Source organism: Nonomuraea mesophila, assembly GCF_004352805.1.
Lineage (GTDB): Bacteria > Actinomycetota > Actinomycetes > Streptosporangiales > Streptosporangiaceae > Nonomuraea > Nonomuraea longispora.
In genome coordinates this window covers 12223-34322 of record NZ_SMLD01000063.1, presented here as the reverse complement: position 1 = coordinate 34322, position 22100 = coordinate 12223, and the positions used below count along the sequence as shown (strand labels likewise).

Sequence of the window (22100 nt, the reverse complement as noted above, 5' to 3'; positions counted from 1 at the left end):
CAGGACCGGAGCAGGGGTGGTCAGCCGGTTTCCGGGGCCGGGCCGTCGGCGGCCCGGGTCGCCGGCTGGTGGGCGCGGAAGTTCCTGAAGCCGGCCACCGACAGCCCCACGACCAGCACCGTCACCATGCAGGCGATCCCGCCGCCCACCCAGGCGCCGCTCAGCCCGAACGCCGTCGCGGTGGCGCCGGCCCGCAGGTCGCCGAGGCGCGGCCCGCCGGCCACCACCACCATGAACGCGCCCTGCAACCGCCCCCGCATCTCGTCGGGCGCGTACAGCTGCAGGATGGACTGCCGCCACACCGACGAGGTGACGTCCGCCACGCCGCCGACGGCCATGAACGCGACCACGAGCCACAGCTCGTGCACCAGCCCGGCGGCGGCGACGGCCAGCCCCCACACGGCGATGACGACGACGAGCGCCATCCCCTGCCGCGAGACCCGGCCCACCCAGCCGGAGAACAGCGCGCCCGTGACGGCGCCGATGGCCATGGCGGAGGTCATCCAGCCGAGCGCGATCATTGAGCCGCCGAACCGGTCGGCGGTCAGTTCCGGGTAGAGCGCCCGCGGCATGGCGAACACCATCGCGATGATGTCGACGACGAACGACATCAGCAGCACCGGGCTCCTGGCGATGAAGCTGAGGCCCGCGAGGACGGCCCGCGCACCTGGACGGCTCACTTCGCCCAGCGGAGGCAGTGAGGGCAGTCTGAGCGCCGCGTAGAGGCTTCCGGCAAACAGCAGGGCGTCCACCGCGTACGCCGCGGCGAACCCTCCCGAGGCCAGCATCACCGCGCCGACCATCGGCCCGGCCACCGCGCCGATGCTGTAGACCAGCGAGTTGAGCGCGTTGGCGGCGGGCACCAGCTCCCGGTCGAGAATCCGGGGGATGATCGCTCCCCTGGTCGGCCCGGTGATGGCGAATCCGGTGGCGTTGAGCGCGACCGCGCCGAAGATGAGCCAGATGTTGCCCAGGCCGAGCAGCGCCTGCACGAGGATGAGCAGGGTGGCGGCCCAGGCGACGACCGAGCCGGCGATGAGTAGTTTGCGCCGGTCGACGGCGTCGGCCACCGCCCCGCCCCACAGCCCGAAGACGATCAGCGGCACGAGGTTGGCCATGCCGAGCAGCCCCACGTAGAACGAGGACTGGGTCAGCTCCCACACCTGCTGGCCGACGGCCACGACGGTGGCGCCGACGCCGACGTGAGAGACGGCCTGGCCGACCCAGAGCCGCCGGTAGGCCAGCACGCCCAACGGCCTGGTGTCCACCACATGACGCTTGACCAGCTCCCCGAATGCCACTTAGGAGACTTTAAGGGGCCAATCTCTCCAGAACCCAGCCGGGTCGCGTGCGCCGGTAACGGAGCCGGTCGTGCATCCGGTCGAGCTGCCCCTGCCAGAACTCCACCTCCACCGGGGCGACCCGGAACCCTCCCCAGAAGTCGGGCACCGGCGGATCCTCCGGCCAGCGCCCCGCCAGTTCCTCGTAGCGGGCGTCCAGTTCCTCCCTGGAACGCACGACCGCCGACTGCCGCGAGGCCCAGGCGCCGATGCGCGAGCCGTACGGGCGGGAGCGGAAGTATGCGGCCGACTCCTCCTGGGGGATCCGGGTCACGGTGCCCTCGACCCGCACCTGGCGGCGGATGGGATGCCAGGGGAACAGCAGGGACGCGCGGGCGTTCTCGGCCAGGTCGCGGCCCTTGCGGGACTCGTAGTTGGTGTAGAAGACGAATCCGCGTTCGTCGTAGCCCTTCAGCAGGACCGTCCTGGCGCTGGGCCGGCCGCCCGCCGAGGCGGTGGCCAGGATCATCGCGTTGGGCTCGGGCAGGCCGGCGTCGAGCGCGTCCTGGAACCAGACGGTGAACTGCGCGATCGGATCGGGCGCGACGTCGGACTCGAGCAGCGGCTCGCCTTCGTACGTGCGGCGTAGCCCCGCCAGCACGGGCGGGCGCGGGGTGGCATCCACAAGACGGTATTCTTGCGCGTTTCGTGTGGAGGACCTCATACGACCCTCCCACCAGCAGGTTTGGCCTTACGGCGGGTCCCGGGACCGACCGTGAGCTGGGAGGGGGTTAAATTGACCCGCCGGTATCTCGACATCAAGGCATTGCCGTGACATGGCAAGAAAGGGAGGCGGCCGAGCATGTCCGACTTCAAACCCGGCCTCGAAGGCGTCGTGGCTTTCGAGACCGAGATCGCGGAACCGGACAAAGAAGGGGGCGCCCTTCGCTACAGGGGCGTCGACATCGAGGACCTGGTTGGCCGTGTCCCCTTCGGGCACGTATGGGGCCTGCTGGTCGACAACCAGTTCCAGCCGGGCCTGCCGCCGGCGGAGCCCTATCCCATCCCCGTCCACTCGGGTGACATCCGCGTGGACGTGCAGAGCGCGCTGGCCATGCTGGCTCCCGCCTACGGCTTCAAGCCGCTGCTCGACGTGAGCGACCAGGAGGCACGCGACCAGCTCGCCCGCGCCTCCGTGATGGCGCTGTCGTTCGTCGCGCAGTCCGCGCGCGGCCTGGGCCTGCCGATGGTGCCGCAGAGCCGGGTCGACGAGGCCAGGACCATCGTCGAGCGTTTCATGATCCGCTGGCGCGGTGAGCCTGATCCCAAGCACGTCAAGGCCATCGACGCCTACTGGACCTCGGCGGCCGAGCACGGCATGAACGCGTCCACGTTCACCGCCCGCGTCATCGCCTCCACCGGCGCCGACGTGGCCGCCGCGCTCTCCGGCGCGGTCGGCGCCATGTCGGGCCCGCTGCACGGCGGCGCCCCGGCCCGGGTGCTCCACATGATCGAGGGCGTCGAGCAGCTCGGCGACGCCAAGAAGTACGTCCAGAGCGAGCTCGACAAGGGCAACCGGCTCATGGGCTTCGGCCACCGCGTCTACCGCGCCGAGGACCCGCGCGCCCGCGTGCTGCGGCGCACCGCCCAGGAGCTGGACGCGCCCCGCTACGAGGTCGCCGCGGCGCTGGAGCAGGCCGCGCTCGACGAGCTGCACGCGCGCAAGCCCGACCGGGTCCTCGCCACCAACGTCGAATACTGGGCCGCCGTCGTGCTCGACTTCGCCGAGGTGCCCTCCCACATGTTCACCTCCATGTTCACCTGCGCCCGCACGGCCGGCTGGGCCGCGCACATCCTGGAGCAGAAGCGGACGGGCAGGCTCGTCCGCCCGAGCGCCACCTACACGGGGCCCTCGTCACGCCCACTGAACGACGTTCCCGGCGCCGACGAGGTGGCCGGCGCCTACTGACCATGGTCCGTTCGGCTGCCGCGCCGATCGCGGCAGCCGTTCGTCAGGTCACTTGTCCGGCAGGCCCGTGCACAGCGGGTCCTTCGAGGGCGGTTCGTTCGTGTCCAGCCGCCCGCAGCGCTTCACGGGGCGGCTGTAGCCCCATTCCGACTTCTCCACCTTCATGATCGCGATCGCCTTGTCGATGGGCGTGTGCCGCTCCGTGAGGTCGAAGCTCACCACCCCGCCCGATCCGGCCCAGGCGGCGTTCCCCGACGTCCTGGCCAGCCGGTAGAGGATGTCGCCCCGGCTCGGCAACTGCACGTCCCCCTCCCCTCCCGCCATGCCGGCCGCCTGGTAGGCGGCGTTGGCCGCCCGGTAGACCACGTCGGCGGCGTCGTAGGTGAGGATGAGGTTGTCGTCGGAGGCCGTCGGGTGCCCCTTTCCCTGCAGCCTCGCGACGAACGAGGTGGCCGACGCGCGCGGCCACAACGCCCTGTGCGCCAGCGCCAGGTAGTAGACCTCGGCCTGTTTCGTGTCCGCGATCTCGTCGCCGTGGTCCGACACCACCTTGACGACGTCGTCGCCCGCGATCACCTTCACCGCGCCGCAGGCGTTGCCCTCGACCGCCGTCAGGAAGGCCCGGAACTCGGACGCCCGCCCCGCGTAGACGAGGACGTCGGGTTCGAGCGCGCACGCCTTGCCCGCCGCCGAGGAGATGCCGCCCTGCTGGACCGTGTACGAGATCCGCTCCACGTCGGCGCCCTCCTCCGTCAGAGCCTTCTCGAAGTCGTCGGCCAGGTTCAGGGTGTACACGTCGCCCTGCGAACGGTCCTCGACGATGACCGCGGTGGGTTCGCTCACCCCCTTGAGAAGGGTCCTGCGGGCGAAGCGGGCGCCGAACGTGGCCTGGCGGACGTTGGTCGGCCCCACCTGGAAGTAGTAGGGGGAGGGCTCACCCTGCTGGCCGGGCAGCCCCGGGTTGCTGATGTAGCCGAACTGGTCGGCCGTCGCCGTGCTCGACACCATCGGGATCTTCGCCAGGTGCAGCTCCCTGATCGCCTCGCCGATGCCCGCCACGCTGCGCGGCAGGCCCACCACGCCCATCACGCGCTTGTCCTGCTCGGCCATGTCGATGATGAGCCGGGCCGCCCTGCGCCCGTGGTCGAAGTTGTCGCCCGCGTTCGCGATCAGCACGTGTAACCGGGGGGTGCTGGTGACCGTACGCTGGTATTCCTCGACCGCGGCGAGCTCGGAGACGGCGGCGGCGAGCCGGGTGTCGTCCTCGGCCGTCTTCTTGATCGAGAACTCCCCGAACAGCACCACGCTGATGTACCTGCCCGAGCCGATCGCGTAGGCGTTGTTCTGGTCGATCTTCTTGACCAGCTTCTTCACCTCGCCTTGGAACAGGGTCTCGGGGGTGCTCCTCTCCGCGTTGACGACGCCGACGCATTCGTCCTCGACCCGCTCGACCCAGGGCAGGCCGCCGCAGTGCTCGTTCCTGTCGAGCTGGATCACGTACACGAGCGAGAGCGGAACGATCACCAGCAGCGCCATCACCATCCAGTAGGCCATGGCCCGCCTGCGGCGCGGCGGCGACGGGTCGTCCTGCGGCTGCGCGGGCACGGCCGTCGCCTCGACGGTCAGCCGCAGCTCGGGAACGCCCAGCCTGGCCATGTTGCGCCACTGCGCGACCGCCTCCTCCAGGTCGCGCAGCGGCTGGGGCGCCGCCTGCGCCGGCGGCACGCCGCCGGGCACGGCCGCCAGCACGAGCATGGGGGCGAACAGGCCGGTCTTCTTGGTGATCTCCTCCATCAGCCGCAGGAACCGCGCGTTGACGCCGTCGGGGTCGGTGATCTGCAGGACCAGCAGGCAGTACTGGCCCCTGCCCCAGCTCGGCCACGGAATGATCCACTTCTTGTACGCCTCGTGCAGGTCCTGCATCAGGGCGTGGACCAGCAGCTCCTCGACGGCGTCGTCCGGCGCGGCGGCCAGGCGCAGCGCGTATTGCGGCAGCCGCTCGAACCGCCGCCTCTTCAGGGTCGGCTCGCTGCTGAACCAGCCGGTGAACAGCGAACCCCTGATCGACATCGTGCCCTGCGCCAGCGTGCCGCCCAGGGCCACCAGGAGGCCGAGCAGCCAGGGGATGACCCCCACGAGGTCGGCGGCGCCGCCGGCCCACCAGACGGCCAGAGTGCCCACCGGCACCCAGGTCGTGGCCGCGCGCGCCAGGAAGTCGGCCGACGTCTTGACGTCGTCGCCGCCACCGCCGGCCATGCCGCGCCGCCAGTCCTTCAGCCGCTTCTTGTACAGCTGGTAGTCGGTGTGCGAGTGCGGGTCGGGCACGCGGCCCTCGGGCCTGGCCCGCGCCCACAACACGAACTGCGCGAGCGGGAAACGCGGCGGCGGCAGCAGCGACCCGCCCACCGGCTTGCCCAGCCGGCCGTGGTCGGTCTCGGCCTTGCCGGTGTGGTCCTCGTCTCCCGCCAGCGAGCTCACCAGGTCGAGGACCGACCCGTGCGCGCCGTCCGTGACGCGGGCGTAGGGCACGGCCGTCTCGAACGGCTCGGCCAGCCGGTCGACCGCCGCCATCGCCTGCTCGCCGGTCACGAGCACGGTGGGCAGGGGCGGGTCGGCCCGCAGGAGTGTACGCCGGCGGATCAAGCGTTCGATGACACTGCGCAGATCGGCCATCTGGGCGCTCCTCCAGCCGGTGCCGTCCTCGTGCTAGACCAACGATTGATCAATGAAAGGGGTTCATCATGTCTCACATGCCGGGCCCCGGTCCAGGGCATTCCGCCGTGCTCGGTAGGCTCCACTACGTGGCTGACATCGTGATTCCCACTGACATCAAGCCCGCCGACGGCCGCTTCGGCTGCGGGCCCTCGAAGGTCCGCACCGAGCAGCTGGCCGCGCTCGCCGCCTCCGGCGCGAGCCTCATGGGCACCTCGCACCGCCAGAAGCCGGTGAAGGGCCTCGTCGGCCGCGTGCGCTCCGGGCTCGCCGACCTGTTCTCGCTGCCCGAGGGCTACCAGGTCGTGCTCGGCAACGGCGGCACCACCGCGTTCTGGGACATCGCCGCCTTCGGGCTGATCCGCGACCGGTCGCAGCACCTGTCGTTCGGCGAGTTCTCCGCGAAGTTCGCCGCCGTCACCAAGAAGGCGCCCTGGCTGAGCGAGCCGAGCGTCATCACCTCCGAGGTCGGCACCCACCCCGCCGCCGTCGCCGAGGACGGCGTGGACGCCTACGCCCTCACCCACAACGAGACCTCGACCGGCGTCGCGATGCCGATCGGGCGGGTGGGCTCCGGCGACGCGCTGGTGCTGGTCGACGCCACCTCCGGCGCCGGCGGCCTGCCCGTCGACCTCGCCGAGACCGACGTCTACTACTTCGCGCCGCAGAAGAGCTTCGCCTCCGACGGCGGCCTGTGGATCGCGATCATGTCGCCGCGCGCGCTGGCCAGGGTCGAGGAGATCGCCGCTTCCGGCCGCTACGTGCCGGAGTTCTTCAGCCTGCCGGTCGCGATCGACAACTCCGCGAAGGACCAGACCTACAACACCCCGGCCGTGGCCACGCTGTTCCTGCTGGCCGAGCAGCTCGACTGGATGAACGCCGCCGGCGGCCTGGCCTGGACCACCGCCCGCACGGCCGACTCCAGCTCGCGCCTCTACACGTGGGCGGAGAAGTCGTCCTACGCCTCGCCGTTCGCCGCCCCCGAGTTCCGCTCGCAGGTGGTCGGCACGATCGACTTCTCCGACGACGTCGACGCCGCCGCCGTGGCCAAGGTGCTGCGCGCCAACGGCATCGTCGACACCGAGCCCTACCGCAAGCTCGGCCGCAACCAGCTGCGCATCGCGATGTTCCCGGCCATCGACCCGGCCGACATCGAGGCCCTGACGGCCTGCGTCGACCACGTCGTCGAGCGCCTCTAGCTCAGCACCGCGACCGCCCTCCCGTTCCCGGCTCACCCGGCGCGGGAGGGCGTTCGCGTCAGTACGGGCTCGCCGTGATCTCGCGCTTGCGGCGCAGCACCCAGGCGGCCACCACGCCGCCGATCAGCCCGAACAGGTGGCCCTGCCAGGAGATGCCCGGCTGGTTGGGCAGCAGGCCGGCCAGGATGCCCCAGTAGGCGACGCCCACGCCGATCGCGATGGCGAAGTCGAGCAGGCTGCGGTCGAAGAGGCCGCGCGCCAGGATGAAGCCGAAATAGCCGAACACCAGGCCACTGGCCCCGATCGTGACCATGCCGGGGCCGGTCGTCACCCAGGTGCCCAGGCCGCCGATCAGGATGATCATCAGGCTGGCCCAGAGGAACTTGCCGACGTCGCGGAGCCCCGCCAGGAAGCCGAGGATCAGCAGGGGCAGCGAGTTGGCCATGAGATGGCCGAAGCCGCCGTGCAGGAAGGGCGCGAGCAGGATGCCGACCAGGCCGTCAGGGTCCCAGCCGACGATGCCGTACTGGTCGAGCGAGCCGTTGAGCACGACGTCGATGCCCTCGAGGATCCACATCACGCCGAGCAGGGCGACCATGATGATCAGCATGCTCAGCGCACCGGACAGGAGAGCGCCGGCGCCGCGTCTGGCCGAATCGAATCGTGAACCCGAATAGTCGCTCATGCGCCTCTCCCGGAGTCGTTGCCCTCTTTCTTTACCGTAACCAGGAAGAGCCGCGCGTGCGTGAAGACGCCCCTCCCGTCCCTCCGGGGAGCGGGAGGGGCAGGACTATTCGCCCTTCCACCGGGGCGCGCGCTTCTCCGCGAAGGCGGCGGCGCCCTCCATGGCGTCCTTCGAGCCGAACACCGGGTTGATGATCGCGCCCTGCTTCTTGAACATCTCCTCGCGCGACCAGTCCTGCGACTCGATGATCACTTTCTTGGTCGCGGCGAGTGCCAGCGGGGCGTTGCCGGCGATCTTGCCGGCGAGTTCGAGCGCGCCCTCCAGGGCCGCGCCCGGCTCGGTGATGCGGTTGACCAGGCCGAGCTCGTACAGGCGGGAGGCCGGGTAGTGGTCGCCGGTCAGGGCGATCTCCATGGCCACGTGATAGGGGATCCTGCGGGGCAGCCGCATGATGCCGCCGGCGCCGGCCACCAGCCCGCGCTTGGGCTCGGGCAGCCCGAACGTGGCCGCCGACGACGCCACGATGACGTCGCACGCCAGCGCCATCTCGAACCCGCCCGCGAGCGCGTAGCCCTCGACGGCGGCCACCAGCGGCTTCTTCGGCGGCGACTCGGTCAGCCCGCCGAAGCCGCGTCCCTCCACCACCGGGAAGTCGCCGGACAGGAACCCCTTCAGGTCCATCCCCGCGCAGAAGGTGCCACCGGCACCGGTCAACACGTACGCCGAAATTTCAGGACGGGCGTCCAGCGCGTCCAGGGCGTCCGCTATCCCCCGCGCCACCGCCCCGTTGACGGCGTTGCGCGCCTTGGGCCGGTTGATCGTGAGGATCGCGACGTTCCCCGACTCCTCGACGAGCACTTCGTCAGACATGGCACCCCTTCCGACGGGTCACTTGGGCTGGAAGCGGATGCCGCCGTCGAAGCGGACGACCTCGGCGTTCATGTAGTCGTTCTCGATCAGCGACCGTACGAGGTGCGCGAACTCGCCGGCCGTGCCCATGCGCTTGGGGAACACCACCGGCGCGACGAGCTTGGCCTTGAACTCCTCGGCGTTGTCGTTGAAGCCGTAGATGGGCGTGTCGATGATGCCGGGGCAGATCGTGTTGACCCGGACGCCGATCGCCGCCAGGTCGCGCGCGGCGGGCACCGTCATGCCGACGATGCCGCCCTTGGAGGCGGAGTAGGCGAGCTGCCCGGTCTGGCCCTCCAGCGCCGCGACGGAGGCCGTGTTGATCACCACGCCGCGCTGACCGTCGGCGTCGGCCGGCTCGGTCTTGGCGACGGCGGCGGCGCCGATGCGCATGAGGTTGAACGTGCCGATCAGGTTGACCTCGATGACCTTGCGGTAGGAGGCCGGGTTGTGCGGGTTGCCCTCACGGTTGACCGTGCGCTCCGCCCAGCCGATGCCGGCGCTGTTGACGATGACGCGCAGCGGCTTGCCGGTCGCCACGGCGGCGTCCACGGCCGCCTGCACCTGGGCGTCGTCCGCCACGTCCGTCCTGGCGAAGACGCCGCCGATCTCGTCGGCGACGGCCTTGCCGCGCTCCTCGTTGAGGTCGGCGACGACCACGGTGGCGCCGGCCCTCGCCAGCTCGCGGGCGGTGGCCTCACCGAGGCCGCTGGCGCCGCCTGAGATGATTGCTGCAGATCCGTTCACGTCCATATCCCGGACCCTAACGCGCCGACCGAATGAAGTTCTACTCGGGGCCGCTAAATGGCGCCCACGGCGCTGTCGACGTCGGCGTACACCTTGATCCGCCGGTCGAGGCCGGTCGTGCGGAGGATGCGCGCCACCGGCGCCTGCGGCGCCGCGAGGGACACGCCGCCGCCCTCCCCCGTCGCCAGCCGCCAGGCCTCGATCAGCACCGACAGGCCGCTCGAATCCATGAACGACAGCTGCTGCAGGTCGAGCACGAGCCTGGCGCCGTCCTGCTTGATGGCGTCACGCACCTCATCGCGCAAAAACGGCGCGGTGAACAAGTCGAGCTCACCCTCAACGGCCACCACCACGGCATCACCCAGGGCGTGTCGTGCAAGCCGCAGCTTCATTTGGCCCCTCCTCGATGAGCCACTGTACTTCGACATCCCCGGAGAACGGGCATGCACAAACTACGAAGAGCCGGATGCAGGCGGGCTTCGCCCGTCAAACCGGGCTCACATGACGGGGATGGCGAAGCCGTACGGGAGCTCCAGGCGGTGCCTGGCCAGCAGTTCGGCATCGGAGAGCAGCGTACGTGTGGGGCCGTCCGCGGCGATCACCCCGTCGGACAGGATGAGCGCGCGCTCACACAACTCCAGCGCGTACGGCAGGTCGTGCGTGACCATGAGCACCGTCACGTCCAGGGAGCGCAGGATCTCCGCCAGCTCCCTGCGGGCGGCCGGGTCGAGGTTGGACGAGGGCTCGTCGAGCACGAGGATCTCGGGCTCCATGGCGAGCACCGTCGCGACCGCGACCCTGCGCCGCTGCCCGAACGACAGGTGGTGCGGCGGCCGGTCGGCGGCGTCCAACATGCCGACCCGCTCCAGGGCGTTCTTGACCACGCGGTCGAGGTCCTCGCCGCGCAGGCCGGCGTTGGCCGGGCCGAACGCCACGTCGTCCCTGACGGTGGGCATGAACAGCTGGTCGTCCGGGTCCTGGAAGACGAGGCCGACCCGCTGCCTGATCTCGGCGAGGGTGTCCTTGCGCACGGGGGTGCCGGCCACGGTGACGCTGCCGTGACCGGCGGCGAGAATGCCGTTGAGATGCAGGACGAGCGTGGTCTTGCCGGCGCCGTTCGGGCCGAGCAGGGCCACCCGCTCGCCGCGGGCGATGGACAGGTCGACGCCGTAGAGCGCCTGCGTGCCGTCGGGGTAGGCATAGGCGAGTCGCCTGACTTCCAGAGAGTTCACGGGGACAGTCCCAACACTGCGAGGGCTGTGGCGGGCAGAGCGAGCGCCATGCCCCACTGGCCCACAGATGCCGAAATATCATGGATCATCGGCATCTGCCCCGAGTATCCCCGACTGAGCATCGCGAGATGCACTCGCTCCCCCCGTTCGTACGACCGGATGAACAGCGCTCCGGCGGACCGGGCGACCACCGGGATCTGCCGGAAATTTCGCGCTTCAAACCCGCGCGACTCCCGCGCCACCCGCATCCGCCGCATCTCCCCCATGATCACGTCCAGATATCTCAGCATGAACATGGCGATCTGCACCAGCAGACCCGGCACCTTCAGCCGCTGCGCCCCGATCAGCACCTCCCGAGGCTCGGTGGTGGACGCCAGCAGCACCGAGGCCGCCACGCCGAGCGTCGCCTTGGCCAGGATGTTCCAGGCCGCCCAGAGCCCGGGAACGCTCAGCGACAGCCCCATCACCGTGGTCCGCTCGCCCAGCCCGATGACCGGGATGAGCAGGGCGAACAGCACGAAGGGCACCTCGATCACCATCCGCCGCAGCAGGTGGCCCACCGGCACCCGCGCGGCCAGCGCCACGCCGCCGAGCAGCGCCGCGTAGGCGGCGAAGGCCCAGAACCGCTCACGCGGCGTGGCCACCACGACGAGGGCGAAGGCGAGGACCGCCAGCAGCTTGCACTGCGGCGGCAACCGGTGCACCACCGAACCGCCGGGCAGGTAGAGCTGGTGACGGTGCCCGGCGCTCATGGGTCACACCTCGACCCGATCGCGGCCGCGCGCGGCGTAGGCCACCGCCCCCGCCACGACCAGTACCAGGCCGACGCCGATGACGCCGGCGACGCCGACGGGGATACCCCCGACCTCGCCGTAGTCGGCCAGCGCCCACGAGCCGAACACGTGGTCGGCCGCCTGGTCGATGAAGCCCTTGTCCTCGGCGACCGCCTCCAGCCCGTCGGGCGACGACGAGGCGAAGAACGACACGATCCCGGCCAGCACGAGCGTCACGCCGACGCCGCCGAGCAGGAACGGCCTGAGCGCGCCGGGGGCCGCCGGGGCCGGCTCGGGCTCGCCCACGGTGGTGCCGGAGCCGTCGGCCCCGCGCAGGACCAGCGGCTTGGCCAGGCCGCGGGCGGCGTACACGAGGTCGGGCCGTACGGCGAGCACGGCGCCGACGGTCGCGGCGGTGATCAGGCCCTCGCCGATGCCGATCAGCAGGTGCACGCCGCCCATCGCGGCGGCCACCGTGCCCGCCTCGATCGGCGCGGTCCCGCCGATCCAGAACAGCAGCGTGAACGCCAGCGCGGAGACCGGCACGGAGACCAGCGCGGCCAGGAACGCGGCCACCACCACCTGACCCCGCGCCAGCCCGGTGACCAGCTTGAAGACGCCCCAGCCGACCAGCACGGTGACGACACCCATGAGCGTGATGTTGATGCCGAGCGCGGTCAGCCCTCCGTCGGCGAAGAACAGCCCCTGCACGAGCAGGACCACGGCCATGCACAACACGCCTGTGTAGGGCCCGACGAGTATCGCGGCCAGCGCGCCGCCGAGCAGGTGGCCGCTGGTGCCGGCGGCGACCGGGAAGTTGATCATCTGGGTGGCGAAGATGAACGCGGCGACGAGCCCGGCCATGGGGGCGGTCCTGTCGTCGAGTTCGCGCCGTGCGCCCCGCAGGCAGACGGCGATCCCCGCGGCCGCCACGGCTCCCGCCGAGATCGATGTCGCTGCGTTGAAGAAGCCATCGGGTACGTGCACGGCACTACCTCCGGGAACCGGACGAGACACGGGGTACAACGTTCCCACTTTACGACATCGTCTTGCACCTGCACATATATGGCAATTAGCGAATAATCCTGTTGATCACCGTCCGCGCCGTCAGCCGCCGCACCACCGTGCTCAGCCGCCCCCGCGTCGTGTACGGCCGCACGCTCCTGCGCAGCGCCGCCCACCACCACCGGCGCGGGCCCACGACCGTGCCCGCGTCCGCCTGGATCCTGAACCGCGCCGCCGGCCCGCCCAGGTCGAGCTCGAGGTAGGCGTCCCAGGTGCCCGGCGGCAGCCGGCCCACCGCCAGCGCCGCCGCGAACCCGCCGCCCGGCAGCGCCGTCACCGGCTCGGCCCGCTCGCGCCCGTCGCGCCGCTCCCTCCAGACGATCCGCCGCAGCGCCACCGCCGCGGGCGCGGTGTCGACGACGCTGATCTCGCCGTCGATGAGCAGCCGCTGCCCGAGACCCCACCGCGTCCTGATGACCCGGGCGCCGCCGGGCACGGCCACCACGTGCCCGCCCACGTCGATGCTGAGGTTGCCGTTGTCCCTGGTGAAGTAGGGCAGGACCACGACGCCGCCGATCATCCGGGGCGTCGGCCGGCCGACGCCGTCCTCGCGGTCCGCGCCCAGCCGGCCGAACCGCAGCGCGCCCTCGATCTCGACCGCCACCCGCAGGTCCCAGATCCCGGAGGCGAGCGCCGACACGTCCACGCGCACGCTGAACTCGCCGCCCTTCCGCTCGGCGGGAATGACCATTTCGGCGGCCGGGTCGTGCCGTGCCCGCAGCACCACGGCCAGGCCATGATCCCTGGCGATGCCGTGCAACCCCGCGGAACCCGTCACCACGAGCTGGTCGCCGTCCCAGCACACCCCGGTCAGCCGGCGGCGCACGGTGGCACTCTCGATGCGGGCCAGGCGCACGAGGCGGTCGATGTCGTCGAGCGCCGTCGCCCGCTGCCGGTCGATGCTGTTGAGCCGCTCGTGCACGCCCGGCGTGTACCACTCGTCGCACAGGGCGGCCACCTCGCGCGCGATGTCCTTGCGGCGTACGTCGTCGCTGTCCAGGAACGCGGCCCCGAGCTGGGTGAACACGTCGAGCCTGAAGTGCCGGCGCAGCAGGTGGTCACGGAGGGGCCCCGGCTCGATGTGCGCGGCCATGAGCCGGATCGGCTCCCTGATCATGGCCAGCCAGGCGAGCGGGTCCCTGCTGCCCGCCTGCTGCATGATGCTGGTGCCGTCGGGCCTGGCCATCAGGTGGTAGCAGTCATAGTCGGCCACCACGGAGATCACCCCGGCGTGGCAGTAGGCGTGCACGGTGAACAGGATGTCCTCGCCGACGCGCATGCCCTCCCCGAACCTGATCAGGTGGCGTTCGAGCAGGTCTCTCCTGAACAGCTTGAAGCAGCACAGGCTGTTGTAGACGTTGCCCTCGCCCAGCTCCACCCGGTCGGCGCTCTGCTGGAACATCGACACGGGTGCCCTGCGGCCGTGCCCCACGACCTTGCCGAGCACGATGTCGGAGTCGTTCCTGTCGGCCATGGCGACCATCCGCTCCAGCGCCTCAGGGCCGAGGTGGTCGTCGGCGTCGCAGAAGAAGACGTACCGGCCGGTGGCGTGCTCCAGGCCGACGTTGCGCGGCCGGCCCGCGCCGCCGCTGGCGTCGACGTGGATCACCTTGACGGTGGACGGGTGGTGGGAGGCGTAGAGGTCGAGCAGTTCGCCGCTGCCGTCGGTGGAGCCGTCGTCGACGACGATCAGCTCCTTCTTCACCCGCTGGATGAGCGCCGCGGTGAGGCACAGGTCGAGGTAGGCCCGGCAGTTGTGCACCGGGATGACGACGCTGACGTCAACCTCGTCGTCGTCGTTCTCCGTTGCCGACATCGCCAACACCGCCCGCTCACGTTGCGCCGCCATTCGGTTTCAGTATGTGACGAACGGCCCTGCCCGCGGGGGGCGATCGGAGGTCTTCCACTCCGTCTTTTGCTAACACCGGCGGTTCGCGGCATTTCTCCAATAAGAGCCGATAAAGGCCGCCAAACACCTCATTCGCACCGCGCCGAATCGTATTCAGGGACGAGGTTTTCCCTCCGGGAGGAAGAAACCTCTCCGCTGGGAGCATTGAGACACCCCCCGCCGACACGAGTGATCCTCGCGGCCGGGCCGCGCGTCTACAGTTAGGCATCCTTGACCGGGAGGTGGCGTGAAATGGCATCAGATCTCCGCAGGCGCACGGCCCACGGCTCCGCCGTGCACGCCGCAGAGTTCATTGTCTCCTCGGCACGGCTGGGAGAACTGCACGAATGTTCGGCCCTGCTGCGCCGCACGAGGATGCGGGCGGCGGAGATCGTGGACGAGGCCCGCACGCTGCTCGCCGAGGCCGAGCGGCAGGGCCACCCCGGCCGCGTACGCGCCCTGCGCGAGCAGCTCGAACAGGCCCGGCGGTCCTACGCCAAGGTCCTGGACGCGTACGTGACGATCTGCGGCAAGATCGCGGACGAGCGGCAGGCCATCATGCGGGCCCAGGTCGAGCCGGACCGCCGGCCAGGCTTGTCAGGAGCAGCCTGACGAACTAATGTCAGGCCATGCCTGACTGGGAAAACAGAATCCGCTGCTCGTTCTGTCACAAGAAGAGCTCGGACGTGAGCAAGATGATCGCCGGCCCCGGCGTGCACATCTGCGACGAATGCATCGGCCTCTGCAACGACATCCTCGAGGAGGGCCGCCGCTCACCGTCGCCCGAGCCGCGGCTGCCCACGTGGGAGTCCATGACCGACCAGCAGATCCTCGACCACCTGCCCAAGATCGCCGCGGTGCAGGCGCAGGTCGACGACAATCTGCGCGACTGGGTGGCACACCTGCGCACCAGGGACGTCAGCTGGGAGCGCATCGGCACGTCGCTCGGCATGACCCGGCAGTCGGCCTGGGAGAGGTTCAGGAGCGAGACCTGACGCGCCTGTGAACCTTCGCGGCACTCGGGGCGTCCTATTAGTGAGAAAGGTCGGCCATGCGCGTCCTTGACGGTTTCGCGGGCGGTGACACCGCACGTCGAGGCGGAACGGCCGGCCTTCGAATGGACGGGCTCCAGCTCCCCGGCCGCCCCGGGGAGCTGGAGCAGGGGGCACACCTCACGCCGCTCAGCCCGCCCGGCCCCTGGCCCTGAAGGCCGCCGTCTTGACGCGGTTCTGGCAGGCCGTCGAACAGAACCTGCGGGTGCCATTGCGCGAGACGTCCACATAGACGCGGTCGCAGTGGGGTGCGGTGCAGACGCCGAGGCGGTCGGCGAACTCGCCGCCCAGCACGATCGCGAGGCCCGTGGCGCAGCCCGCCGCCCAGCTGTCGGCCAGGGTGTCACGGTGGCCGTGGAAGTGCAGGTGCCACGGCTCCCCGTCGTGTCTCTCCAGGACCGGCCGGGCGCCGGTCTCCACCAGCAGCGTGTTGACCAGCGTGGCCGCGGCGTCGAGGTCGCCCGCGGCGACGGCGGCGAAGACCTCGCGCAGGCGGGCCGCGACCTCGGCCAACGCGGCGCCCTCCGCGGCGGTGACCTCGCGGTACGCCGGATAGACGGCCCGCAGCCCCTCGACGGCGGCGGCCGCGGGGTCGGCCGGTGGAGGGAAGGGGCGCCCGCGTCGCTCGCCGGGGGTCAGGGCGTTGACGAGTGCCACCGTGACCCGGACCACCGCATCCGTGTGACTGTTGTAATCCAATTGACCGGTTACACCTTCGCGAGTTAACGTGTGACTGTCCAAAGCTTAGAAGACGGTCACAAGGAGACGTTCATGCTCACCCACGATGCCGCACTGGAGTGGATGACGCGCTGGGACCGCCAGCAGGAGGGTTACCTTCCCCACCGGGAGGAGCGGTTCACGGCGCTGATCGACGCCGTGGAGGCGCTGGGACGGCCCGATCCCGTGGTCATCGACCTCGGTTGCGGCCCGGGCTCGTTGTCGGCCCGGTTGCTGGAGCGGCTGCCCGAGGCCCAGGTCGTGTGCGTCGACGCCGATCCGCTGCTGATCGGGCTGGGGCGGGCCGCGTACCCGGGGTTGCGGTTCGTCTCCGCGGACCTGCGCAAGGCCGGCTGGACGGAGTCGCTGGGGCTCGACCGGCCCGCCGACGCCGCGGTCAGCACGACGGCGCTGCACTGGATCTCCGCCACCGAACTGAAGGGTGTGTACGCTGAGCTGGCGACCGTACTGCGCCGCGGCGGGCTGCTGCTCAACGGCGACCACCTGGACACCGACGAGGCCACCCCGACGCTGTCGCGGCTGGAGCACGCCCTGCACGACAGGGAGACCGCGCGCACGTTCGGCGAGAGCCGGCCGGAGGACTGGCGGGCCTGGTGGGACGCGATCGAGGCCGACCCCGCGCTCGCCGAGCTCAACCAGGCCCGGAGCACCGCCGGGGCCGACCACCGCGGCTCGGAGTCCCGCCTCCTGTCGGATCACGTCAAGGCCCTCGAAGAGGCGGGCTTCACGGAGATCGGCACGCTCTGGCAGCACGGCAACAACCGGCTGCTGTGCGGCGTACGCGGTTAGTTCATGATGCGATGCAGCAGGCCGACCAGGCCGAGGGCCGTGGCGACGCCCGCCCCGACCCACCCGGACAGGCCGCCGACGGTCAGCCCGCCCAGCGACGCGGTGATCAGGATGAGCACCCAGCGCTGCGGGATGCGCTCGGGCTCCCGGGCCGGGGGCGGCTCTTCCCGCTGAGCGCGGCGTCTGGATAATCTCATAACAGCGGTTTCCTTTCATGACATGTGTGGATCGCGACCGCCAGAGCGGCCTTTCTGGGACAGCAGAGGGGCCGCTCGTTTTTCGTTCACGAGAGTGTCACAAGATTCGCCTGAGGAATGGCGCTTTTTCTCCTCAAACTGGCATACGAGTGACTCCGGGTGAAGAATCCTTATACGCGGACGTGGGGACGTAGCACGCCAAGGCACTCAAGCGATACCGCGAGTCCCGCACGATTTTGCATTTTTCGCACGCCCTGCCGCAAGATGCCGCGCATGAAGGAAATCACCGAGGAGCTGGCGAAGGTACTCATCCCCGAGCCGGCCAGGGGCGAGGACGAGTCCGACGACGACTACAAGGCGCGCGTGAAGAGCGCGGGCGAGGCGCGGAACGCCCTGGTCGGGGAGCTGATGATGGCGGCCGGCGCATCGGCGACCGAGGATCCGGTGCTGGCGCGGCTCGTGGAACTCGCCGCACAGAAGCGCGAGATACAACGACAAATACGACTTATCACGGCATATGCACGCGAATTCGTACGGCCGGAGCCGTACCGGCTGCGGGCGCTCGCCGAGGCGGCGGGAATGTCGATCTCCACCATCCGCAACGTGTACGACACGGAAGACAAGATTACCGTCGCCACACGAATCAGGAGAAAAGACGTGAAGAGCACCGTTCACCCGGTCGTCGGCGACCAATGGTGGCGGCTTCCCGCCCGCCCCACGACCGGCGACGCGGCCCCTTTCCCGTGAACGACGTCGCCCCCCGGACCATCGACGCCCGCCGCATCCGCACTCGACCAGGCAGGCGCTGCGTGGCGGCCCGAGCCCTATACACTTAACCAAGCGCTTGCTACGCTCCGCCCATGACGTCCACGATCGTCTGGGGCACCGGCAACATCGGCCGCGCCGCCATCCGGGCCGTCGAGGCCCACCCGACGCTCAAGCTCGCGGCCGTGCTCGTCCGCGACCCCGCCAAGAGCGGCCGCGACGCGGGCGATCTCGCCGGGCTCGGCCACGATCTGGGCGTCACGGCGACCGGCGACGTCGACGCCGCGCTGGCGGCCCGCCCCGGGGCCGTCGTGTACGCCGCCTCCGGCGACCTGCGCCCCGACGACGCCCTGGCCGACATCGTCAGGGCGATCCGGGCCGGCGCCGTGGTCGTCACCCCGTCCCTGTACGCCCTCTACGACCAGCGCAACGCCCCGCCCGAACTGCGCGAGCCCGTGCTGGCCGCCATCGCCGCGGGGGGCGGCTCGCTGTTCGTCTCCGGGATCGACCCCGGCTGGGGCAACGACGTGCTGCCGCTGCTTCTCAGCGGGCTCGCCACGACCGTCGACGCGATCCGCTGCCAGGAGATCTTCGACTACTCCACCTACGACCAGCCCGACGCCGTACGCGACCTGGTCGGCATGGGCCGACCCATGGACTACGAACCCCCGATGATCGCGCCCACCGTACCCACCATGGTGTGGGGCGGCCAGGTACGGCTCATGGCCAGAGCCCTCGGCGTCGAACTCGACGAGATCCGCGAGACCCTGGACCGCCGCCCCCTCGGTACGACGGTGACGACGAGGACCATGGGCGTCTTCGAGGCGGGCACCCAGGGCGCGGTCCGCTTCGAGGTGCAGGGCGTCGTCGGCGGCGTGCCCCGCATCGTCGTCGAGCACGTCACCCGCATCCACCCGTCCTGCGCGCCGGACTGGCCGCTCGCGCCCGACGGCGTCGGAGCGCACCGCGTGATCATCGAAGGGCGGCCGCGCATCGAGGTCACGGTCGAGGCCACCGACGAGGACGGCAACCGCTCCGCCGGCGGCAACGCCACCGCGGCCGGCCGGCTCGTGGGCGCCGTCGACTGGCTCCTGACCGCGGAACCCGGGCTCTACGACGCGCTCGACGTGCCCCTGCGGCCCGCGCCCGCGGGCAAGCTCGGAAGGAGACGGCCGTGAACATCGACATACCGGAGGGCAAGGACGCCATCGAGTACGTCTGGGGCGAGATGGTGCCCGGCATCGGGATGGCCGCCACGAAGTTCTCGCTGGCGGTCTACGCCCACTCGACGCTGGGGCTGCGCGAGTTCGAGGCCGCCCGGCTGCGGATCGCCCAGCTCAACGGGTGCGCCTTCTGCCTCGACTGGCGTACGGACAGGGACGGGCAGAAGGTCGAGGAGTCGTTCGCCGACGCGGTGAGGCAGTGGCGCACCACCGACGCCTTCGACGATCGCACCCGCCTGGCCGCCGAGTACGCCGAACGTTACGCCCTCGACCACCATGGCCTCGACGAGGCGTTCTGGACGCGGATGACCGCGCACTACAGCCAGCTCGAGATCGTGGAGCTGACCATGTGCCTGGGCTCGTGGCTGGCGTTCGGCCGGCTCAACCACGTGCTCGGACTCGACACCGTGTGCACCCTGCCCAGCGGGCGCACCCCCGCCGCCGGCCGCTGACACCCGTACCGCCCGCGCCACCCCGCGCATATCGTGCGAGCCCGCACACCCCCGCGCCCCCCACCAGCAGCGAGGAAACGGCACATGAGCGACCATCCGCCTGCCCGCACCCGCGTCTCCCGCCGTGGCTTCATCGCCGGGACCGGCTCCGCCCTGGGGCTCGCGGCCCTGAACGTCCACGCCCGCCCGGCCGCCGCGAGCGCCCCGATCGCCGACGGGGCCGACGTCGACGTCCTGGTGGTCGGCACCGGCTACGGCGGGTCGGTGGCGGCCCTGCGTCTCGCCCAGGCGGGCGTGGACGTGCACATGGTCGAGATGGGCATGGCCTGGGACACCCCGGGCACCGACGGCAAGATCTTCTGCAACACGCGGGAGCCCGACTACCGCTCGTACTGGCTGCGTACGAGGACCAAGGCGCCGCTCAGCAACTTCCTCGGCTTCCCCATCGATCGGGACATCCCCCGCTACACCGGCATTCTGGACGCCGAGGAGTTCGGCGGCATCACGGTCTACCAGGGCCGCGGCGTCGGCGGGGGCTCGCTCGTCAACGGCGGCATGGCCGTCGTGCCCGAACGTGCCAACTTCGCCGCCGTGCTCCCCTCGGTGAACCCCGACGAGATGTACGCCACGTACTATCCGAGGGCGAACGCCGGGCTCGGGGTCTCCTCGATCGACCCCGAGTGGTTCGAGACGGCCGACTGCTACCAGTACTCCCGTGTGGGCCGCAAGCACGCCCAGCGCTCGTCGTTCCCGTTCGTGTTCGTGCCCGACGTGTACGACTGGGACTACATGGAGCAGGAGGCGGTCGGCACCGTCCCCAAGTCGGCGCTGGCCGGCGAGATCCTCTACGGCAACAACCACGGCAAGAAGTCGTTGCAGAAGACCTACCTCGCCCAGGCCAAGGCCACGGGCAGGGTGTCGATCTCACCGCTGCACCGGGTCACCTCGGTCGCCCCGGGGTCCGGCGGCGCGTACACCGCCGTCATCGAACAACTCGACACCTCGGGCGGCGTCACCGCGACCAAGACGGTCACCGCCGGCAAGGTGTTCTTCGCGGCCGGCAGCGTCGGCACCAGCAAGCTCCTGGTACGCCTGAAGGCGACCGGCGTACTCTCCGGCCTGAACGGCGAGATCGGCAAGGGCTGGGGCGACAACGGCAACGTCATGTGCGGCCGGGCCAACCACCTCTGGGACCCGACGGGCAGCCTCCAGTCGGCCATCCCCTGCTGCGGCATCGACAACTGGACGGCCGGGGGCGCGTTCGCGGAGGTCGCGCCGCTGCCCACCGGCATCGAGACGTGGGCCTCGTTCTACCTGTCGATCACCAACAACCCGCACAGGGCGCAGTTCGGCTGGAACGCGGCGGCGGGCAAGGTGGAGCTCAACTGGCGGACCGCGTGGAAGCAGCCCTCCATCGACATGGCCAAGACGATCTTCGACACGATCAACGCCAGGGAGGGGACGATCTACCGTACCGACCTGTTCGGCGTCTACAAGATCTGGGGCGACCACCTTACCTACCACCCGCTCGGGGGCGCGGTGCTGAACCGGGCCACGGACAACTACGGCCGCCTGCACGGGCATCCCGGTCTGTACGTCATCGACGGCGCGCTGATCCCGGGCAACACGACGGTCAACCCGTTCGTCACCATCACGGCGCTCGCCGAACGCAACATCGAGCGGATCATCGCCACCGACCTGTGAGAGGTATCGTCACCCCGGACGGCGGGAGGACAGCGGTGTGGGATCCCTTCGGGACGTTGGGCCGGGCGTTGTGGATCGGCGGCGGCCAGTGGGCAGGCAAGTCGACCGTGGCCAGGCTCCTGGCCGCGCGGCACGGCGTCACCGCCTACCACTACGACTACCACGACGCCCGCGGCCACAATGATCGCCGCATCGCCCGTCGCGTCGCGCTCGGCGAACCCGTCTGCGCACCCGATCTCGACGCCGAGTGGGTGGACACGACGCCGGAGGAGATGGCCGCCTCCACCCTGGCCGGATTTCCGGACCGGTTCGGGTGGGCGCTCGACGACCTGCGCGGGCTCGTCTCGGGGCACCCGATCATCGCCGAGGGCTGGGGCCTGCGTCCCGAACTTGTCGCGCCGCTCCTCGACTCACCTCGCCGCATGATCGTCATGGTGCCCTCGCCTGAGTTCCGCCGGCACCAGGTGAGTACGCTGTCCCGCGCCGGCGCGCTCGACCACGCCGTCAGCGACCCGGTCCGCGCGCAGGCCAACCGCCTGGCCAGGGACCGGCTGGTCGCGGACGACGCCGTACGCGGCGCCCGCCGGCTCGGCGTGCGCGTGCTCGAAGTCGACGGTTCTCTGGACGCCGACGGGGTCGCCGATATCGTCGCCGAGCATTTCGGCCCGTACCTTCCGAAGAAATGCCACTGACGTAACACAAGTGTTATGCCGTACCAGTG

The 22100-nt window shown here is 70.6% G+C and carries 23 protein-coding genes; 10 read left to right on the top strand and 13 right to left on the bottom strand.

Translation table 11 applies throughout. The annotated features are described in order from the left end of the window. Positions 1–20: 20 nt before the first annotated feature. Together E1295_RS23565 and pdxH are read right to left on the bottom strand one after the other, a co-directional pair. On the bottom strand, positions 21–1301 hold the full coding sequence (locus E1295_RS23565) for an MFS transporter (protein WP_246080271.1): 1281 nt from the start codon (positions 1299–1301) through the stop codon (positions 21–23). Positions 1302–1311: 10 nt separating this feature from the next. Continuing rightward, positions 1312–1965, bottom strand: a complete 654-nt coding sequence (gene pdxH / locus E1295_RS23560; RefSeq protein ID WP_246080269.1) for a pyridoxamine 5'-phosphate oxidase — start codon at positions 1963–1965, stop codon at positions 1312–1314. Positions 1966–2142: 177 nt separating this feature from the next. Between pdxH and E1295_RS23555 the strand changes: the two genes are divergently transcribed. Beyond that, positions 2143–3249 (top strand): citrate synthase 2, encoded by a 1107-nt coding sequence (locus E1295_RS23555; RefSeq protein ID WP_132632690.1) that lies wholly within the window; start codon positions 2143–2145, stop codon positions 3247–3249. A 48-nt stretch (positions 3250–3297) separates the two neighbouring features. Here the strand turns inward: E1295_RS23555 and E1295_RS48910 are convergent, their stop codons facing one another. Next, the gene (locus tag E1295_RS48910; RefSeq protein ID WP_166427372.1) at positions 3298–5922 is read right to left on the bottom strand and encodes a type 1 periplasmic-binding domain-containing protein; all 2625 of its coding nucleotides are present in this window, start codon (positions 5920–5922) and stop codon (positions 3298–3300) included. A gap of 128 nt (positions 5923–6050) precedes the next feature. Here E1295_RS48910 and serC point away from each other — a divergent pair, with 128 nt between their 5' ends. Next, entirely contained in the window at positions 6051–7160 is a 1110-nt protein-coding gene (serC, locus tag E1295_RS23545; RefSeq protein ID WP_132632688.1) for a phosphoserine transaminase, read from the top strand. A 58-nt stretch (positions 7161–7218) separates the two neighbouring features. Here the strand turns inward: serC and E1295_RS23540 are convergent, their stop codons facing one another. From E1295_RS23540 to E1295_RS23505, 8 genes are all read right to left on the bottom strand, one after another. Beyond that, positions 7219–7845 (bottom strand): rhomboid family intramembrane serine protease, encoded by a 627-nt coding sequence (locus E1295_RS23540; protein WP_132632686.1) that lies wholly within the window; start codon positions 7843–7845, stop codon positions 7219–7221. Between the two features lie 105 nt (positions 7846–7950). After that, positions 7951–8715: a crotonase/enoyl-CoA hydratase family protein gene (locus E1295_RS23535; RefSeq protein ID WP_132341225.1), complete on the bottom strand. Its 765-nt coding sequence runs from the start codon at positions 8713–8715 to the stop codon at positions 7951–7953. Between the two features lie 18 nt (positions 8716–8733). Then, positions 8734–9507 carry an SDR family NAD(P)-dependent oxidoreductase gene (locus E1295_RS23530; RefSeq protein ID WP_132632684.1) on the bottom strand — a complete coding sequence of 258 codons (774 nt, stop codon included), beginning with the start codon at positions 9505–9507 and terminating at the stop codon, positions 8734–8736. A gap of 47 nt (positions 9508–9554) precedes the next feature. Further along, positions 9555–9893 (bottom strand): STAS domain-containing protein, encoded by a 339-nt coding sequence (locus E1295_RS23525; RefSeq protein WP_132341221.1) that lies wholly within the window; start codon positions 9891–9893, stop codon positions 9555–9557. Positions 9894–9998: 105 nt separating this feature from the next. Further along, complete coding sequence (locus E1295_RS23520) at positions 9999–10733, bottom strand: energy-coupling factor ABC transporter ATP-binding protein (RefSeq protein ID WP_132632682.1); 735 nt, start codon at positions 10731–10733, stop codon at positions 9999–10001. After that, entirely contained in the window at positions 10730–11485 is a 756-nt protein-coding gene (gene cbiQ / locus E1295_RS23515) for a cobalt ECF transporter T component CbiQ (RefSeq protein WP_132632680.1), read from the bottom strand. The genes E1295_RS23520 and cbiQ overlap by 4 nt, the downstream gene beginning before the upstream one ends. A 3-nt stretch (positions 11486–11488) precedes the next feature. Continuing rightward, positions 11489–12493 carry an energy-coupling factor ABC transporter permease gene (locus E1295_RS23510; RefSeq protein WP_132632678.1) on the bottom strand — a complete coding sequence of 335 codons (1005 nt, stop codon included), beginning with the start codon at positions 12491–12493 and terminating at the stop codon, positions 11489–11491. 85 nt (positions 12494–12578) lie between these two features. Continuing rightward, the gene (locus E1295_RS23505) at positions 12579–14420 is read right to left on the bottom strand and encodes a glycosyltransferase family 2 protein (RefSeq protein WP_132632676.1); all 1842 of its coding nucleotides are present in this window, start codon (positions 14418–14420) and stop codon (positions 12579–12581) included. Positions 14421–14711: 291 nt separating this feature from the next. Here E1295_RS23505 and E1295_RS23500 point away from each other — a divergent pair, with 291 nt between their 5' ends. Beyond that, positions 14712–15071, top strand: coding sequence for a hypothetical protein (locus E1295_RS23500; protein ID WP_132632674.1), 360 nt, complete (start codon positions 14712–14714; stop codon positions 15069–15071). Positions 15072–15088: 17 nt separating this feature from the next. Further along, positions 15089–15454: a ClpX C4-type zinc finger protein gene (locus E1295_RS52520; protein ID WP_132632672.1), complete on the top strand. Its 366-nt coding sequence runs from the start codon at positions 15089–15091 to the stop codon at positions 15452–15454. Positions 15455–15640: 186 nt separating this feature from the next. Here the strand turns inward: E1295_RS52520 and E1295_RS23490 are convergent, their stop codons facing one another. Further along, entirely contained in the window at positions 15641–16210 is a 570-nt protein-coding gene (locus tag E1295_RS23490) for a CGNR zinc finger domain-containing protein (protein ID WP_132632670.1), read from the bottom strand. Between the two features lie 72 nt (positions 16211–16282). On the opposite strand from E1295_RS23490, the gene E1295_RS23485 reads away from it, so the two are divergent. Next, positions 16283–17038 carry a class I SAM-dependent methyltransferase gene (locus E1295_RS23485; RefSeq protein ID WP_132632668.1) on the top strand — a complete coding sequence of 252 codons (756 nt, stop codon included), beginning with the start codon at positions 16283–16285 and terminating at the stop codon, positions 17036–17038. On the opposite strand, the gene E1295_RS23480 is transcribed toward E1295_RS23485, so the two are convergent. Then, the gene (locus tag E1295_RS23480; RefSeq protein WP_132632666.1) at positions 17035–17235 is read right to left on the bottom strand and encodes a hypothetical protein; all 201 of its coding nucleotides are present in this window, start codon (positions 17233–17235) and stop codon (positions 17035–17037) included. The genes E1295_RS23485 and E1295_RS23480 overlap by 4 nt on opposite strands. A gap of 264 nt (positions 17236–17499) precedes the next feature. On the opposite strand from E1295_RS23480, the gene E1295_RS23475 reads away from it, so the two are divergent. The 5 genes from E1295_RS23475 (at position 17500) to E1295_RS23455 (ending at position 22071) form a co-directional block, all read left to right on the top strand. Then, the gene (locus E1295_RS23475) at positions 17500–17982 is read left to right on the top strand and encodes a hypothetical protein (RefSeq protein ID WP_132632664.1); all 483 of its coding nucleotides are present in this window, start codon (positions 17500–17502) and stop codon (positions 17980–17982) included. Between the two features lie 113 nt (positions 17983–18095). Continuing rightward, on the top strand, positions 18096–19178 hold the full coding sequence (locus E1295_RS23470; protein ID WP_132632662.1) for an NAD(P)H-dependent amine dehydrogenase family protein: 1083 nt from the start codon (positions 18096–18098) through the stop codon (positions 19176–19178). Next, positions 19175–19675, top strand: a complete 501-nt coding sequence (locus tag E1295_RS23465; protein ID WP_132632660.1) for a carboxymuconolactone decarboxylase family protein — start codon at positions 19175–19177, stop codon at positions 19673–19675. The genes E1295_RS23470 and E1295_RS23465 overlap by 4 nt, the downstream gene beginning before the upstream one ends. Positions 19676–19759: 84 nt before the next feature. Beyond that, a complete protein-coding gene (locus E1295_RS23460; RefSeq protein WP_132632658.1) occupies positions 19760–21379 on the top strand; it encodes a GMC oxidoreductase in 1620 nt (539 codons plus the stop codon). A gap of 35 nt (positions 21380–21414) precedes the next feature. Next, complete coding sequence (locus E1295_RS23455) at positions 21415–22071, top strand: hypothetical protein (protein WP_132632656.1); 657 nt, start codon at positions 21415–21417, stop codon at positions 22069–22071. Positions 22072–22100 lie beyond the last annotated feature (29 nt).

What these genes read in the sequence shown, in the direction of transcription:
- E1295_RS23530 (WP_132632684.1), bottom strand. Translation starts at nt 9,507, where the DNA reads ATGGACGTGAACGGATCTGCAGCAATCATCTCAGGCGGCGCCAGCGGC.
- E1295_RS23485 (WP_132632668.1), top strand. Translation starts at nt 16,283, where the DNA reads ATGCTCACCCACGATGCCGCACTGGAGTGGATGACGCGCTGGGACCGC.
- E1295_RS23475 (WP_132632664.1), top strand. Translation starts at nt 17,500, where the DNA reads ATGCCGCGCATGAAGGAAATCACCGAGGAGCTGGCGAAGGTACTCATC.
- cbiQ (WP_132632680.1), bottom strand. Translation starts at nt 11,485, where the DNA reads ATGAGCGCCGGGCACCGTCACCAGCTCTACCTGCCCGGCGGTTCGGTG.
- E1295_RS23480 (WP_132632666.1), bottom strand. Translation starts at nt 17,235, where the DNA reads ATGAGATTATCCAGACGCCGCGCTCAGCGGGAAGAGCCGCCCCCGGCC.
- E1295_RS23500 (WP_132632674.1), top strand. Translation starts at nt 14,712, where the DNA reads ATGGCATCAGATCTCCGCAGGCGCACGGCCCACGGCTCCGCCGTGCAC.
- E1295_RS23460 (WP_132632658.1), top strand. Translation starts at nt 19,760, where the DNA reads ATGAGCGACCATCCGCCTGCCCGCACCCGCGTCTCCCGCCGTGGCTTC.
- E1295_RS23540 (WP_132632686.1), bottom strand. Translation starts at nt 7,845, where the DNA reads ATGAGCGACTATTCGGGTTCACGATTCGATTCGGCCAGACGCGGCGCC.
- E1295_RS52520 (WP_132632672.1), top strand. Translation starts at nt 15,089, where the DNA reads ATGCCTGACTGGGAAAACAGAATCCGCTGCTCGTTCTGTCACAAGAAG.
- E1295_RS23505 (WP_132632676.1), bottom strand. Translation starts at nt 14,420, where the DNA reads ATGGCGGCGCAACGTGAGCGGGCGGTGTTGGCGATGTCGGCAACGGAG.
- E1295_RS23555 (WP_132632690.1), top strand. Translation starts at nt 2,143, where the DNA reads ATGTCCGACTTCAAACCCGGCCTCGAAGGCGTCGTGGCTTTCGAGACC.
- E1295_RS23525 (WP_132341221.1), bottom strand. Translation starts at nt 9,893, where the DNA reads ATGAAGCTGCGGCTTGCACGACACGCCCTGGGTGATGCCGTGGTGGTG.
- E1295_RS23535 (WP_132341225.1), bottom strand. Translation starts at nt 8,715, where the DNA reads ATGTCTGACGAAGTGCTCGTCGAGGAGTCGGGGAACGTCGCGATCCTC.
- E1295_RS48910 (WP_166427372.1), bottom strand. Translation starts at nt 5,922, where the DNA reads ATGGCCGATCTGCGCAGTGTCATCGAACGCTTGATCCGCCGGCGTACA.
- E1295_RS23470 (WP_132632662.1), top strand. Translation starts at nt 18,096, where the DNA reads ATGACGTCCACGATCGTCTGGGGCACCGGCAACATCGGCCGCGCCGCC.